The organism is Blautia parvula (assembly GCF_020215665.1).
GTDB lineage: Bacteria > Bacillota > Clostridia > Lachnospirales > Lachnospiraceae > Blautia > Blautia celeris.
Map to the genome: position 1 here is coordinate 955,060 of NZ_CP084061.1, position 15,015 is coordinate 970,074.

Genomic DNA, 15,015 nt, shown 5'->3' on the forward strand with positions numbered 1-15,015 from the left:
AAATTAATGACAAACAGGAGGTATGTAAGATATGGCAAAAATATTGAGCAGTCCCGGAAAATATGTGCAGGGCGCAGGAGAGCTGAAAAAGCTTGGCACCTATGCGGAAGGTCTTGGGAAAAACGCGCTTATATTGATCAGTAAGGGCGGCTATAAAAGAATCGGCAAAGAGATTGAGAAGAGTTTTGCGGATGCTGACTGTACCCTGTATTTCGACTATTTTAACGGGGAATGCTCCAAAAACGAGATCAACCGTCTGAAAAAGATCATGGAAGAAAAAGGCTGTGACCTGGTCATCGGTATCGGCGGAGGCAAGATTTTTGATACCGCCAAAGCTGCCGCGTATTATGAGAACACGCCGGTGATCATCTGCCCGACCATTGCCTCCACAGATGCGCCCTGCAGCGCATTGTCAGTGATCTATACAGATGAAGGGGTATTTGAGGAATACCTGTTCCTGCCAAAGAACCCGGACATGGTGCTGATGGATACAGAGGTCATCACAAAATCCCCGGTGCGCCTGACCGTAGCCGGCATGGGAGATGCCCTGGCTACATATTTTGAGGCCCGTGCCTGTGCCGCAAGCGATGCCCAGACCTGTGTAAATGGCAAATCCACAGGCGCAGCCATGGCTCTGGCAAAATTATGCTTTGACACACTGATGGAGGAAGGCGTGAAGGCTAAAATCGCTCTGGAGGCAGGTGCCTGCACAGAGGCAGTGGAAAAAGTCATTGAGGCGAACACACTGCTCTCCGGTATCGGTTTTGAGAGCGGCGGACTTGCAGGCGCCCATGCCATCCACAACGGATTTACCGTACTGGAAGAATGCCATTCCATGTACCACGGGGAGAAGGTGGCTTTCGGCACCATCACACAGCTTGTGCTTGAAAACATCCCTGCAGAGGAGCTGGAGATGATCATTGACTTCTGCATCGAAGTGGGCCTGCCTGTCACCCTGAAAGAGCTGGGCGTCAAAGAGGTGACTCCTGAAAAAGTCATGGCAGTGGCGGAGGCTGCCTGCGCAGAGAACGATACCCTCCATAACATGCCTTTCCAGGTAACACCGGAGACCGTGTCCGCTGCGATCCTGGCAGCCGATGCCTATGGACGCTATTTCCTGGGAGAGTGATCAGGAGGTAAACTGCCGGACACCGTATGTGTTCCGGTACTCACTGAGGGTGAAGCCGGTGAGCTTTTTGAACTGCTTTCCAAGGTGGCTCTGGGAGGAAAAACCCAGGTATGCGGCAATTTCGATATAGGAATATCCGGAATAGGTCAGCATATTTTTAGCCAGACCGATCTTCTCACGCAGAATAAAATTTTTGATGGACATTCCCTCGCATTTATGGAACAGTTCAGAGAGATAGCCCGGGTTCATGCCCAAAAAGTCAGCTATCTCCTGTATAGTGATCCTGTCGTGCAGATGGGAAAAGATATAATCTTTGCAGCGGCGGACATGGGGATTCTTTTCTTTGTTCCCTGTGCCGCTTAGCTGCTCTTTCTGTTCTCTCACCATATTGGTATACTGGTACTCAGCCTGCCGCAGCAGATGGGTGATGGAAGCCATATCAGAAGCCTCCTCCACTTTATTGATATAAATATCACTCAGGGAAAAGGAGATTTCAGGCAGGATGCCGCCGCGTATGGCCGCCCGGCTTGCCAGGGTGATCACCACGATACCGATATTTTTCCAGTTGCGCAGCTTGTCTTTTGCCAGAACACCGACATTTCCCGTGTAATCCTCAGCCCAGCTTTTTTCCAGCTGTTTTACATCTCCGTTCTCAATGCTGGAGAATTCCCGCAGCTCCTGGTCATAGGGGTTATGTCCTATGGAAGCCTCCTGATTCTCAAACAGCAGATCTGAAAAATGTCTCTGAATCTCTGTATCCAGGGTTTCGTCAATACAGTTAAATACGATCAAATCCCGCTCATTCAAAGTCTGTTCCCAGAAAAGATTATGTATAAGAAGAATATTTACCGATAACTCCGCAAAGTCACAAAACGGCACCGTATCCAGGAAACTCTCATCATAGACAGGCTGTTTATCACAGTGGATGAGACGCACCGGTGTCTTGAGCTTAACCGGGCCGATGATAAACCGGTGTCCCGGAACCGTAACTTTCGCATAGACCAGTTTATCTCCGGCAGACAACAAAAGCGGCAGCGTCCCGGAATCCCCAAAGAGCAGATATTCTTCCAGAGAACCTTCATAAAAACTGCTGTCCGTAAAGTCAGGACGTCCGCAGAATCTCTCCGTCACTTCCTCTTTTTCCCCGTAATCCCGCACGATGGTGTGCAGGCTGTATGAAACGTGCCGCATCAGATAAGGGATATTCATAACAAAGTACCTCCTGTATGGGAATCTATATCCATTATAACAGATAATCCGGGAAAAGTGATAAAAAACCGAAAAAAGTGATATATAAACCGCTGATTTTGTCATAAAATCAAGGCAAATAAAGACAAAGTCCGAAAAGGAGAATGGATTATGTATGTAAAAGGCGTAAATCTGGGAAACTGGCTGGTACTGGAAAAATGGATGAGTCCGGCGCTTTTTGAGGGAACCACAGCGGAGGATGAATACTATCTTCCCAGGCAGCTCTCCAAAGAGGTATATGAGGCGAGAATAAAGATCCACCGTGCGGAATATATCACGGAGAGGGATTTTACAAGGATCAAATCCATGGGGATGGATGCGGTCAGGATTCCGGTGCCGTATTTTATCTTTGGCGACAGGGAACCTTTCATCGGCTGTGTAGAGGAGCTGGACAAAGCATTTTGCTGGGCAGAGAAATACGGGCTGCAGATATTGATCGACCTGCACACTGCGCCGGACAGCCAGAACGGATTTGACAACGGGGGAATCTCCGGTGTCTGCAAATGGTCCCAAGAGCCGGACGAGGTGGGATTTGAGTTAAGCGTTCTGGAACGGCTGGCGAAGCGCTATGGAACCAGACCGGGTCTGTGGGGCATTGAAATTCTCAATGAGCCCATCCTGGAGGATATGTGGACGACCATGGATGTGGCAAACCGCTATAAACCGGCCGACCCGGAAAAGGCGCGGGGCAGCAGGCCGAACACCATGGAATTTATCCGCAGCTTCTATCTGGAGGCATATGACAGAATCAGAAAATACATGCCGGATGAAAAATATGTGGTGATCCATGACGCCTTTGAGTTAAAAGCCTGGAAAGAGTTCATGCGCGAAGACAAATACAAAAATGTGGTGCTGGATACACACCAGTATCTGATGGTGGCGGAGGCCCTTGGCTGTGAACAGACCGTGGAATCCTACACTGCCTACATCCGCGGGACACTGGCAAAAGACATAGAGGAAATGCAGCAGTATTTTCCGGTCATCTGCGGAGAATGGTGTCTGTTCAACTCTCTTGCCTGCGGTTGTGACACAAAGGGCGGCCAGAGTGTGTTAAACGGTGTGGAAGGAGCACCTGCGGAGGTTGTAAGCCCGGAGGAAAAAAAGCGTATCTACAGTGCGCTTGCCAAAGAACAGTTAGATGCCTGGAAAAAAGGCTCCGGATATTTTTATTGGAGCTATAAGCTTCTGGTGGATACCGTGAACGATGCCGGATGGATCGGATGGGACAGCTGGGATTTCGGAAGATGTACGGATTTCGGATGGTTTCCTAAGGAAGGATAAGCCTTTTGGATAAAATAAAATGCAGTTAAAGGAGAAAAACAGATTATGAAGACAGATATGAATCCCAATGCAAAGTTGTCATTTGTGGAGCGGTTTGGTTACGGAGTGGGAGATTATGCGGGGAACCTGGTGTACTCAGCTATCAGTGCATTCCTGCTTGTGTATTATACCAATGTAGTGGGTGCAAACGCGGCGGCAGCGGCTTCTATCATTGCTATATCGAAAATATTTGACGGGATCTCAGACCTGGTCATGGGATATATCATTGACCATACACACAGCAAATGGGGCAAGGCCCGCCCCTGGATCGCAAGACTCTGTATTCCCCTGGCGGTCTGCACGGTCCTCATGTTCAGTGTGCCTTCCTCCTTTGTGGGAAAAGCACAGCTTGCCTATATGTTTTTGACTTATAATCTGGTTTCCACCATTTTCTATACCGGAATCAACGTGCCTTATGCCACCATGAACGGCCTGATGACTACCAACCAGTATGAGAGAGGGCTTCTGGGCAACTTCAGGATGCTGCTGGCAACAGCAGGGACCATGACCATCAACACAGTGGTACTGAAACTGACCACAGCCTTCGGCGGCGGTGACGCTTACAGCCAGAAGGGATGGACACTGACCTTTGTGCTCTTGATGCTGGTATTTGTAGGGCTGAACCTTTTCATGTTCGGTGTCTGCAGAGAACGCGTGGTGGAACAAAAGAAGACAGAGCAGGCCGAAAAGGAGCAGGTGTCTTTTGTAAAAGGGCTGGCAGGCCTTGTGAAGAACAAATACTGGGTTTTACTTGTCATTGCCCTGTTTGCCATGTATTTCATGATGTCAAGCTTCTTTGGCTCCGCTGTATACTATGCAAAATACAATATGGGGGATGAGAGCTATTATGCGTCCATCTCCAACTGTCTGTCTGTGGCGCAGATCGCCACCATGTTTGTGACGCCTTTTATCATGAAAAAGACAGGGAAACGCAATGTGTTTCTCATGGGCATGCTCATATCCATGGCAGGTTTCCTGCTGACAGGGTTTACCACGGATCTGACGCTGGTATGTGTGCTTTCCGTTGTAAAAGGAATCGGGTTCGGGTTCGGCGCCGCCACTATGTTCGGTGCCCTGCAGGATGCCATCACCTACGGGGAGTGGCTGAACGGCTACGGAACAGCCGGCATGGGAAATGCAGCCTCCTCCTTCTGTATGAAGGTGGGCTCCGGTTTCGGAACCGCGGTTCTCGGATGGGTGTTAAACGCCGGCGGATTCAAGGCGGAGGCAGCCGTACAGTCTGCGGCATCACAGTCCGCGATCACCTGGTCTTTTGTATGGATACCCGCTGTATCCGTCCTGATCGCAGCCATCTGCCTGTGTTTCTTTGACCTGGATAAAAAGTACGAAAAGGCAGTAACAGACCTGGCAAAAGGAATACATAAAAGTGATTATGAAAAATAGGAGGGAATGCTATGATCCAAAATCCCATACTTCCCGGATTTCATCCGGACCCCTGTATCTGCAGAAAAGGGGATGATTACTATCTTGCGGTTTCCACCTTTGAATGGTTTCCGGGTATTCCCGTATACCATTCAAAGGACTTAAAGCACTGGGAACTGCTAACACACGTATTGACAGATGATGAGAAAGTGGATTTGAAAAAACTGCCCTCGGCAAAGGGCATCTGGGCACCCTGTCTGACTTACTGTGAAGCGGAGGACATGTTCTATGTGGTCTACGGGGTGATGAACTCCATGAATGCCAGGTACTTTGATGTGGACAATTACCTGATCTGTGCCAGGGACATAGAAGGACCCTGGAGTGAGCCGGTCTATCTGCACTCCGCCGGTTTTGACGCTTCTTTGCTGCACGATACGGACGGGCGCAAATGGATCGTCTCCCTGGAGTGGGAGACCAGAGAGGGCTATGAGAAACCGGGCGCCATCTGTCTGGCAGAGTATTCCCCGGAAAAAAAGGCAGTCATCGGTTATCCAAAACGTATCTGGAACGGCGGGACAGACAGGGGATGTATCGAAGCGCCTCATCTTACAAAAAAAGACGGGCGGTATTATATCATGTGCGCGGAGGGCGGCACGGGATACAATCACTGTGTGACTATGGGAAGGGCAGAGAATGTCTGGGGACCTTATGAGAAAGATCCTGAAAATCCCATTGTGACCTCCGCTCCCGGTGTATCCAATGAGCGTCATGACCCGGACCACTTAAAGCCCCAATACTATAACCCGGATTCCGTACTGCAGAAATCAGGTCACGGAAGCTATGTGGAGACCCCAAATGGGGAAGTGTATCTGGTGCATCTGACCGCCAGGCCGTTTGTACCGGAGCTTCGCTGCACACTGGGCAGGGAGACGGCTGTCCAGAAAATGGTATGGACAGAGGATGGCTGGCTTCGCATGGCTGACGGCGGCAGGCTGGCAAAGATGCAGGTGCCTGAGAGCGGCCTTCCAAAGTGTGAGATGCCGAAGATACCGGATTACGACGACTTTGATGCGGACACCCTTGGAAACTGGTATTACGCACCCAGGATCATGCCCCAGTCCTTTGCGGATGTGACAGCCAGGCCGGGATATGTGCGGCTGAGAGGCCAGGAATCCAGAACCTCCTTAAACCGCGTCAGCATTCTGGCAAGAAAGCTCACCTCCCTTCACGCGCGCATCACCACGAAAATGGAGTTTCATCCTGAGATTTACCAGCACAGCGCAGGTCTTATCCTCTATTATGACAATATGAACTATATCAATCTGAGAAAGTATTACAGCCAGACCCTGGGACAAAGTGCCCTGTCTGTTATTTGCCTGGAGAACGGGGAGAAGATGGAATTTACAGATACCAGAACACCTGTGGGGGAAGGACCGGTCTATCTGCGGCTGTATGTGGAGCAGAGGAAGACATGGTTTGAGTGGAGCTGTGACGGAACGGAGTTTCAGAAGATCGGCCGGGTATTCGATACCTCCCATTTTTCTGATGAATACTGCAGGTACGGGGAATTTACCGGAACCATGGCAGGTCTGACCTGTGCGGACAGGATGTTTCACAGACATTACGCGGATTTTGATTTCTTTGAATACACGGAATCCTATTCCTGATAAAGATAGATTCACTGCCACATGGGCGTCCGGTCTGCCGGGCGCCTTTTGACGGTTTTCTTTTGACTGTGTGTAAGGTATTCATTGTAATTACAGAATAATTATATTATAATAATATCATATTTTTTGGTAATGCGCGCGGTGGAGAAAGCGTATGTTGGAGGTTTTATATGGAGGCAAAAGCAGTAGTCAACAGTAATAATATCAGCGGTCTGATCGAACGGACGCTGAACTATGTGGACCCGAGGCTGGTGGACCACGGAAAAAGGGTGGCATCCCTGGTCTACGGAATGCTGGCAGTGCAGAAAAAGTATTCTGCAAAAGATATCCAGGACATTTGTATCCTTGCCATGCTGCATGATATCGGCGCTTACAAGACCGAGGAGATCAACCGGATGGCCCAGTTTGAATCCGAAGATATCTGGGAACATTCCATCTACGGATATGTGTTTCTTGATAATCTCTCTCCCTTAAAAAACTGGGCCAGGGCAGTCATGTTTCATCATGTGGCAGCAGTCCATCTGCCGGATACGCTGGAAGACAGAATAAGGGAAGCAGCCCAGATGATCAGCCTTGCTGACCGAGTTGACATATACCTTCAGGAACATCCGGATTCCCATAACCTGTTTGGATATCTTGATCGGGTAAGAGGAAGCAAATTTGACGGCAGCATTCTGGATCTGTTTTATGAGGCGGATAATCAGTTCTCTATGCTTGCATGTCTGGATGAGGAGAAAGACTTTCATAAAATCCTTCCGGATGTCCGTCTGTCAGAGCAGGAATGTGAAGATTATTTGAGAATGATGATATATGCCATTGATTTCAGGAGCCAGCATACAGTGACCCACACCATCACAACGACACGCATAAGCTGCTGTGCTGCCAGACATATGGGACTGTCAGAGGAACAGATACATAATATTTTCTATGGGGCGCTTCTGCATGATCTGGGGAAGATCGGAATCCCGGTGGAGATACTGGAGTACCCGGGAAGGCTGAGCAATCAGGCTATGGCTATCATGCGGACCCATGTGGACCGGACGGAGGAAATCCTGGGAGGCACCATAGAGGAAGGGATAACAAGAATCGCCCTCAGGCATCACGAGAAGCTGGACGGAAGCGGATATCCCAGAGGGCTTTGCGGGGAGGAGCTGACCATAGAGGAGCGGATCGTGGCGGTATCGGATATTGTCAGTGCGCTTTTGGGGACCCGCAGCTACAAGGAGGCATTTTCCAAGAACAGGACTCTGTCTATTATAGAGGAGCAGGCCCGGGAAGGAAAGATTGACAAAAGTGTGGTGGAGGTTCTGAGGGAAAACTTCGATGTGGTTCTGGAGGAAGTGGAAGAAAGCTGCAGACCGATTCTGGATACCTATTACGGCCTGCGAAAGGAATACCAGTATCTGCTTGGAAAATATCTGTATGACGGTGCCAAAACCGCAGATAAGGGCAGGAAGGAGTCATAATGCATTGGGACAGGACATAGAATATACTATTCAGAGAGAAGGAGGCACTGCCCATGTCCGTAAATTATAAAGTATCTTATTTTCTCGACCGCTTTGATTTCCCGGTTCCGCAGCAGCTTGTGGAGAAGTATTACAGGTATAAACTGGGACACCCCTGTTTTCTGATGAAACAGAACGGAAGATGGACGATCGTGCCTGTCCGGCAGTAGCAGACAAAAACGGGAGACAGCCATCAGCTGTCTCCCTTAAAATACTTTATTTTTCATGTAAAGACCGCTGTGCCAAAAGCTCCTGGAGATTTTCAATCTCCTGTTCGCTTAATCGGTCTTTTTCGATAAAATTGGCTAGCATGGAGGACAGGCTTCCGTTATAAAATCGTTTTAAAAAGGAACTGTTCTCATGATCCAGATATTCGTCCTTCTGAACCAGCGGTGTGTAGACAAATACGCGTCCTTCCTTTACATATGTCAGAGCACCTTTCTGGACCAGCCTTTTGATCAGTGTCTGGATGGTTTTGGGGCTCCAGCTTGTAGTCTTTAACAGCATTTCTGTGATTTCATTGGTGTTAATGGGAGCATTCTTCCACACAACCTTCATAACTTCATATTCGGCCTCAGATATCTGGGGTAAATCTTTCATGGTTCAGCCTCCTGGTTTGATAAAGAGATTATAAATATTATATTCTTACGGCATAAGCTTGTCAATCGCAGACGCGTATGGCGATCCTGCCCTTCTAATCCGGCAGAAGCTGCATCTGAGCCAGAATCTCAAGGGCGATCCTGCTGGCAGTTGCCCCGTCAGCGTGGTCTTCCCCCCGGATGTTTACGGCAAAGAAGCTTGGAACACCATGGGTCTCCACATAGCCTGTGAACCAGCCGTTTTTGTCTTTGCCATCAATATTGCCGGTCCCCGTTTTCCCGTAGAGCGTATAGCCGTTTTCCTCTGCAATACACAGGGCATCCTTCACTGCCTGTATGGAGGATTCCTGAAATCCGAATGTATTGTCATAGAGATCAGCAAGCAGTCTGACCTGCTCAAGGGGTGAGATTTTCAGGGAGGATTCCATCCAGAAGGTTTTGGGACCTGCCGACACATCGCTGTTTCCGTACCCGATCTGATCTAAAAAGCCCTGTATGGAAGATAGACCGGCTCTGCTGTCTAACTCCTGAAAATACCAGTTGACTGAATTTTTCATAGCAGATTTTAGATCCTGGTCCTGATTCCAGCTCTCAAAAGGATACACCTCTTCCTTCCAGGGCAGGATTGAAGAATCCGGGGTGATGGTTCCTTTTTCAAGGGCGAGCAGCGCGCTGTATATTTTGTATGTGGAATCCGGAGATATACGTGTACGGCTTTCTTCCTCCCCATAGATGCTCCAGGTATCCGAGGAGGGCTGATATAGCACGAAACTGCCTGCATAGCCTTCAAAGAAAGTATCCAGTTCCAGGGCTTTCGTTTTGCCCTTGGGGGATGTGGAAACGGTCTCTCCCCATGTGGTCACAGACAGGAAAGGCGTGTTTGCCAGTACAAGTATGGCTGCCAAAAATAAAAAGGCAGTGTTCTTTATCCGGACGGTTCCTGTTTCTTTTCGATAAGTGACAATGCCCAGGATTCTTTTCTTCATCTGCTTTTGATTCTCCGCGAATCCGGTGGTCATGGAATATTCAGAGCGGGAGGCATTTGCCGTGTGATGTAAGAGCACAGAGCCATATTCCCGGTAACACCCCTCCTGCAGGATTCCCAGCACGGACGCATCGCAGGCCAGTTCCCTGTCCGCCCGCATCTTCCTGCCTGCCAGCCATACTGCGGGGTTAAACCAGTAAATGATACAAAACAGATTCATAAAAAGATTTACCGCGTGATCCCTGCGGCGGCAGTGCTGGATCTCATGCAGCAGGATATAAGAAAGCGCTTTTGAATCTTCCTCTGACAGATACGCCATGGGAAGAATGATACAGGGGCGAAAGGCCCTGGCAGATACAGGAGATTGGATAAAAGCGCTGGCAAGCAGAGGGAACGGCCTTTTTTGGCCGCATTGCTTCAGGCATTTTTTATAAAGCGTGCGTACCGCCTTATTTTGCACAGGGAGGGCGGTTTTGAAAAGCTGATGCAGCTTTTTTGCTGAACGTGCTGTATACCAGAGTATCAGGCACGCACCCAGGAGCCAGACAGCAGATAAAACCAGCAAAAGCGTACTCCCACCGGATTTTTCTGCCTCCAGCGCGTAATCCTGTATCTGCAGGGTGCTTTTTGCTGCAGGCGCGGCAGCGGCAGTCAGAGATTCCACAGCTCTGCCTGCATTTGAAGATAATCTGTTCAGAAAGCCTGCCGGGAAAAAGGTCCGGTTCCGAAATGGCAGAAAAGGAATCGTGAGCATTATAAGATAGATGATCCAAATCTGATATTGTCCCCGTGCCGGAATCTGCTTTTTAAAAAGGCGTTTCATAAGGAAAAAGACCAGGGTGACCAGCATAATGATCACATTGCTGAGCAGAAAACGGAAAATAAATGCCTGTGATATCACCATAATTTCACTCCTTTCGGGGTGCCCGTAAATCATAACGGAATCCTGTTATATTACATTCGTAATAATAAATCTGACTCTATTATAATATAAATGCCGGAAAAGTCAAACGGCATCTGCGGCCAGGTGTTTTTTTACGGTTCAGTGCCCTCACAGTTACAGGCAGTCATCCATGCAAAACGCCCTGGTGCCATGGGATGACAGCTACACCTTTTCTACTTAAAACATCGAAAGAGTTTAAAGCAGACAGAGATGGTAAGAACCAGAGCGCCTGCGGCCACAAGAAGATACTGTACCGGAACATAATCTGCCAGAGGGCCGAAAAAGGCCATACCCAGAGGCAGCGCGCAGGAAGTGGAGATCTGCATGAAACTGAAAATCCTGCCATGCATGCCTGGTTCCACTTTTTCCTGGATGGTTACATTGATGGGGGTGTTGTAGCAGGGGGAGGTAACGCCTATCATGGTATTCATGACCAGGTATATGAAAAATACAGGCGCCGTCCCCAGACCAATCATGATCGCCCCGTACACACCTCCGGCCAGAAGAGTGGTCTGCAGATGGTTTTTAAATCCGCCCCAGGAGGCGATGAGGATGCCGCCCAGGACCATGCCGAGGCTGTAGGTCATTTCACTGACCGTGAGCCGCCATACCTCCGGTCCGAAGGTCCTGCTCACCATAAGAGGTGTGAGGAAGGCGGAGGGGCTGATCAGAAACAGGATGATGATCTGAAACAGCATCAGTCTTCTGATAAAAGCATGGTTCTTGATGTAGGAAATACCGCCTGTTATTTTCTGCAGACTGGATTCCTCCCCGGCAGATGATTTTGCGTAGGGCGGTATTTTAATGGTAAAAGTGATACTGATGCCGATCATGGCTGTGATCACGTCAATAAAAAGTGCCGCCTCCAGAGGCGCTGCGGAGAGAACGGCACCTCCGGCTGCCGGTGATAAGAACATCATGAAGGAGGACAGGGTACTGTTGATTCCGTTCATCCTCATGAGATGTTCTTTGGGAACAAGCTGCGGAAAGATGGCGTTCACCGCAGGTGTCTGGATTCCGGTGCCGGCTGAACGGATGATCAGCACAGCAAACAGAAACCAGATGTTCTTATGCCCTGACAAAAAAGCCAGAGCCAGTATAAGCGTGGAACAAGCAATAACGCCGTCTGAGAGCATGATCAACAGCTTCCTGTCATAGCGGTCAATCCATACCCCCGCAAAAAGGGAAATGATGATCTGGGGAAGGAAGCCGCAGAGGGTGGAGATGGTGAGCATTTTTCCTGAAGATGTTGTCAGTGTAATATACCAGACGATCGCGTACTGAACCAGGGAGGAACCGAACAGGGAGATAGTCTGGGCTGTTAAAAATCGAAAGGTCTTTCCTTTCCATGTATTCAAATTCATATTGTAAATACCTCTTTCTGTAAATGATAAAATCTGCTGCCACCCGCATACGGGTACTGTACAGATGCCTCTGCCGGGCAGCAAAAAAGGCAGAGGACATCATAAGCCTCTGCCTGTCAGTCTGCAGACAAAAGGCTGCGGCGAACACATCGCCGCAGCCAGATACAGAACAAGGGTATTCACGGAAAACAGGTACACAAACAAACCCATCAGATAATCCGATACGCACCATACCTGTTTCCCGGTGAATACAGCAGCTCTGCCGCTATCTGAACTCCGTACAATGTTTCACCGGAAACGTTATCTGTACGGAGCTGATTCGTCTTCTCAATTTATCAGTCAAAATAAAGTTCATAAAAGCCACCTCATTGGGATGATTTGCTTGTCCTAATGATTACTATAGCATGTAAAAAAGTTCCTTGTCAATGAAGAGTTCGTATATGTTATAATGGACGAAAACGGACACCAGGTGTCATATCGTTCAAGATTTCTTTTTTCCGAAATGCTACAATAGTGAAAATGAAAGGAGGAGGACAAGAAATGCACGCGGAACAAGAACAAAGGCATGTGTATTATGACCATGACCTGGGAATCGAAGCATATAATTTGAGCGGGATTGTCCAGAAATTTCCAAACCATTTTCATGATTATTATGTGATTGGGTTTGTGGAGGGAGGAAAGAGGCATCTCTGGTGCAAAGGAATGGAGTATGACCTGAATGCCGGAGATTTGATCTTGTTTAACCCCAGAGACAATCACTTCTGTGCGCCCATCAATGGTGAAATTTTAGATTACCGTGCGGTCAATATTAATATGGATGTGATGCAGAGAGCTGTTAAGGAAATTACGGGAAAGGATTTTATCCCGCATTTTACTGAAAACGTGGTATATCAAAGTGACATTACGCAGTCCATCGGAGATCTGTATGATGCCATTCTCGCTCACGAACCCAAACTGAAAAAGGAGGAGGCATTTTTCTTCCTTCTGCAGCAGATCCTGCAGGAACACGCAGCGCCTTTTGACGAGGCGGATATATCAGAGCCGAATCAGCAGATCAAGACGCTCTGCAGTTATATGGAGGAGCATTTTTCGGAAAATATCACGCTGGATGATCTGCTCTCCATGACCAGTTTCGGAAAATCGTACCTGCTGCGTTCTTTTACCAAACAGGTGGGAGTTTCTCCGTACCGCTATCTGCAGACTGTGCGCCTTAAGAAAGCCAAGGAGTTCCTGGAACAGGGTGTGGCACCCATTGACGCGGCAGATATGGCCGGTTTTGCGGACCAGAGTCATTTTACTAATTTTTTCAAAGAATTTATCGGATTGACACCAAAACAGTATCAGAAAATCTTTACAGATAAACCGCTGCCTGTCACTCCGGCAAAGGAGTGGCCGAATGAATAAGACAATACATGGGCATATAGCAGCCTTTCTTACCATTTTGATCTGGGGAACTACGTTTATCTCCACAAAAGTGCTTCTTATAAGTTTTAAACCGGTGGAAATATTATTTATCCGTTTTATGATCGGGTATTTTGCGCTCTGGTGTGTCTGCCCCCGCAGGCTGAAGGTACGCAGGAGAAAGCAGGAATGGTACTTTGCCGCAGCAGGACTCTGCGGTGTGACACTGTATTATCTGTTTGAAAATATTGCGCTGACCTATACGCTGGCCTCCAATGTGGGTGTCATCATCTCTATTGCGCCTTTTTTTACAGTGATTTTTTCCTGTCTGTTTCTGCATGACAGGAGGCCGAATATACGGTTCTTCGCCGGGTTTTTGATTGCCCTTGCGGGTATCTTTCTGATCAGTTTCGGAGGGGAGAAGAACCTGCAGTTAAATCCTGTGGGAGATTTGCTGGCTGTGATAGCGGCAATGATCTGGGCTGCGTTTTCGACGATCACGAAAAAGATCAGTGGGTTTGGATATAATACCATTCAGACTACAAGGCGTACGTTTTTCTATGGGCTTATCTTTATGGTCCCGGCCTTGCTTCTGATGGATTTTCATATGGAACTTCAGCAGTTTGCCAGCTTGAAAAACGTGCTGAATCTGCTGTTCCTGGGATTCGGAGCTTCTGCGCTCTGCTTTGTGACCTGGAATCTTGCGGTTAAGATTCTGGGTTCCGTGAAGACCAGTGTCTATATTTACATGGTTCCTGTCATCACGGCAGTGACGTCGGCTCTTATCCTGCATGAGAAATTAACACGGACGATCGTCTCAGGCATTGTCCTGACACTGATCGGCCTGTTCTTATCTGAGGACAGAAAAACTGAGAAGAATACAGCAAAGGAGTATAAGGCATATGCAGGCACAAAGTGATAAATGCGTCATGGTACTGGACAAGGACCTGCCCCTTGGCATTCTGGCCAACACAGCGGGAATCATGGGAATCACACTGGGAAAACACATCCCGGAGACAGTGGGGCCGGATGTGATGGATAAAAGCGGGAAGGAACATCTTGGGATCATAGAGCTTCCTGTTCCGATTCTGAAGGCAGATCAGGAGAAGATCAGAGAGATCAGGGAGCAGCTCTACCGGCCGGAATACGCGGACCTGGTGGTGGTGGATTTTTCAGATGTTGCGCAGAGCTGTAACGTCTATGAGGAGTATATAAAAAAAGCAGCAAGTGTGGCAGAAGAGGAAATGACTTACTTTGGCATCGGTATCTGCGGTGCCAGGAAGCTGGTCAATAAACTGACAGGCAGTCTGCCGCTGCTGAGATAAATAGAAGACAGAAGATAATGAGCCGGTCACGTCTGCGCGGACCGGCTCGTCTGTTATGTGCGCCTGGCGGCGCACGTTTCCAACGAGTGAAAGTCTCGAATCCGCCCGGTAGCCTGCAAAGAAAAAGTCAATAGTTATTTTTAAAA

Annotated in this window: 13 protein-coding genes; 9 read left to right on the top strand and 4 right to left on the bottom strand. The window is 48.5% G+C overall.

Annotated elements, in window-relative coordinates:
- The first annotated feature begins 31 nt into the window (after positions 1–31).
- The gene (locus LC508_RS04605; RefSeq protein WP_103732431.1) at positions 32–1,129 is read left to right on the top strand and encodes a glycerol dehydrogenase; all 1,098 of its coding nucleotides are present in this window, start codon (positions 32–34) and stop codon (positions 1,127–1,129) included.
- Here the strand turns inward: LC508_RS04605 and LC508_RS04610 are convergent, their stop codons facing one another.
- Entirely contained in the window at positions 1,130–2,338 is a 1,209-nt protein-coding gene (locus LC508_RS04610) for an AraC family transcriptional regulator (protein ID WP_158587355.1), read from the bottom strand.
- 150 nt (positions 2,339–2,488) lie between these two features.
- On the opposite strand from LC508_RS04610, the gene LC508_RS04615 reads away from it, so the two are divergent.
- From LC508_RS04615 to LC508_RS04635, 5 genes are all read left to right on the top strand, one after another.
- Positions 2,489–3,658, top strand: a complete 1,170-nt coding sequence (locus tag LC508_RS04615) for a glycoside hydrolase family 5 protein (RefSeq protein ID WP_103732433.1) — start codon at positions 2,489–2,491, stop codon at positions 3,656–3,658.
- Between the two features lie 45 nt (positions 3,659–3,703).
- Positions 3,704–5,101: an MFS transporter gene (locus tag LC508_RS04620; RefSeq protein ID WP_052098955.1), complete on the top strand. Its 1,398-nt coding sequence runs from the start codon at positions 3,704–3,706 to the stop codon at positions 5,099–5,101.
- Between the two features lie 11 nt (positions 5,102–5,112).
- Positions 5,113–6,747 (top strand): glycoside hydrolase family 43 protein, encoded by a 1,635-nt coding sequence (locus LC508_RS04625; RefSeq protein WP_103732434.1) that lies wholly within the window; start codon positions 5,113–5,115, stop codon positions 6,745–6,747.
- 170 nt (positions 6,748–6,917) lie between these two features.
- On the top strand, positions 6,918–8,213 hold the full coding sequence (locus LC508_RS04630; RefSeq protein ID WP_103732552.1) for an HD-GYP domain-containing protein: 1,296 nt from the start codon (positions 6,918–6,920) through the stop codon (positions 8,211–8,213).
- Between the two features lie 53 nt (positions 8,214–8,266).
- Positions 8,267–8,422, top strand: coding sequence for a hypothetical protein (locus LC508_RS04635; RefSeq protein WP_156120802.1), 156 nt, complete (start codon positions 8,267–8,269; stop codon positions 8,420–8,422).
- A gap of 46 nt (positions 8,423–8,468) precedes the next feature.
- On the opposite strand, the gene LC508_RS04640 is transcribed toward LC508_RS04635, so the two are convergent.
- The 3 genes from LC508_RS04640 to LC508_RS04650 form a co-directional block, all read right to left on the bottom strand.
- The gene (locus LC508_RS04640; protein ID WP_033139611.1) at positions 8,469–8,852 is read right to left on the bottom strand and encodes a BlaI/MecI/CopY family transcriptional regulator; all 384 of its coding nucleotides are present in this window, start codon (positions 8,850–8,852) and stop codon (positions 8,469–8,471) included.
- Between the two features lie 94 nt (positions 8,853–8,946).
- Positions 8,947–10,740, bottom strand: coding sequence for a BlaR1 family beta-lactam sensor/signal transducer (locus tag LC508_RS04645; RefSeq protein ID WP_158587354.1), 1,794 nt, complete (start codon positions 10,738–10,740; stop codon positions 8,947–8,949).
- A gap of 212 nt (positions 10,741–10,952) precedes the next feature.
- The gene (locus LC508_RS04650) at positions 10,953–12,143 is read right to left on the bottom strand and encodes an MFS transporter (RefSeq protein ID WP_103732550.1); all 1,191 of its coding nucleotides are present in this window, start codon (positions 12,141–12,143) and stop codon (positions 10,953–10,955) included.
- Between the two features lie 540 nt (positions 12,144–12,683).
- Here LC508_RS04650 and LC508_RS04655 point away from each other — a divergent pair.
- Genes LC508_RS04655 through LC508_RS04665 form a run of 3 tightly spaced genes read left to right on the top strand, consistent with a single transcriptional unit; the run spans position 12,684 to position 14,869 of the window.
- Positions 12,684–13,547: an AraC family ligand binding domain-containing protein gene (locus tag LC508_RS04655; RefSeq protein WP_054353251.1), complete on the top strand. Its 864-nt coding sequence runs from the start codon at positions 12,684–12,686 to the stop codon at positions 13,545–13,547.
- Positions 13,540–14,463: a DMT family transporter gene (locus LC508_RS04660; protein ID WP_054353252.1), complete on the top strand. Its 924-nt coding sequence runs from the start codon at positions 13,540–13,542 to the stop codon at positions 14,461–14,463. The genes LC508_RS04655 and LC508_RS04660 overlap by 8 nt, the downstream gene beginning before the upstream one ends.
- Positions 14,447–14,869: a DUF2000 domain-containing protein gene (locus LC508_RS04665; RefSeq protein WP_033139616.1), complete on the top strand. Its 423-nt coding sequence runs from the start codon at positions 14,447–14,449 to the stop codon at positions 14,867–14,869. Before LC508_RS04660 ends, LC508_RS04665 begins: the two co-directional genes overlap by 17 nt.
- Positions 14,870–15,015: the final 146 nt, after the last annotated feature.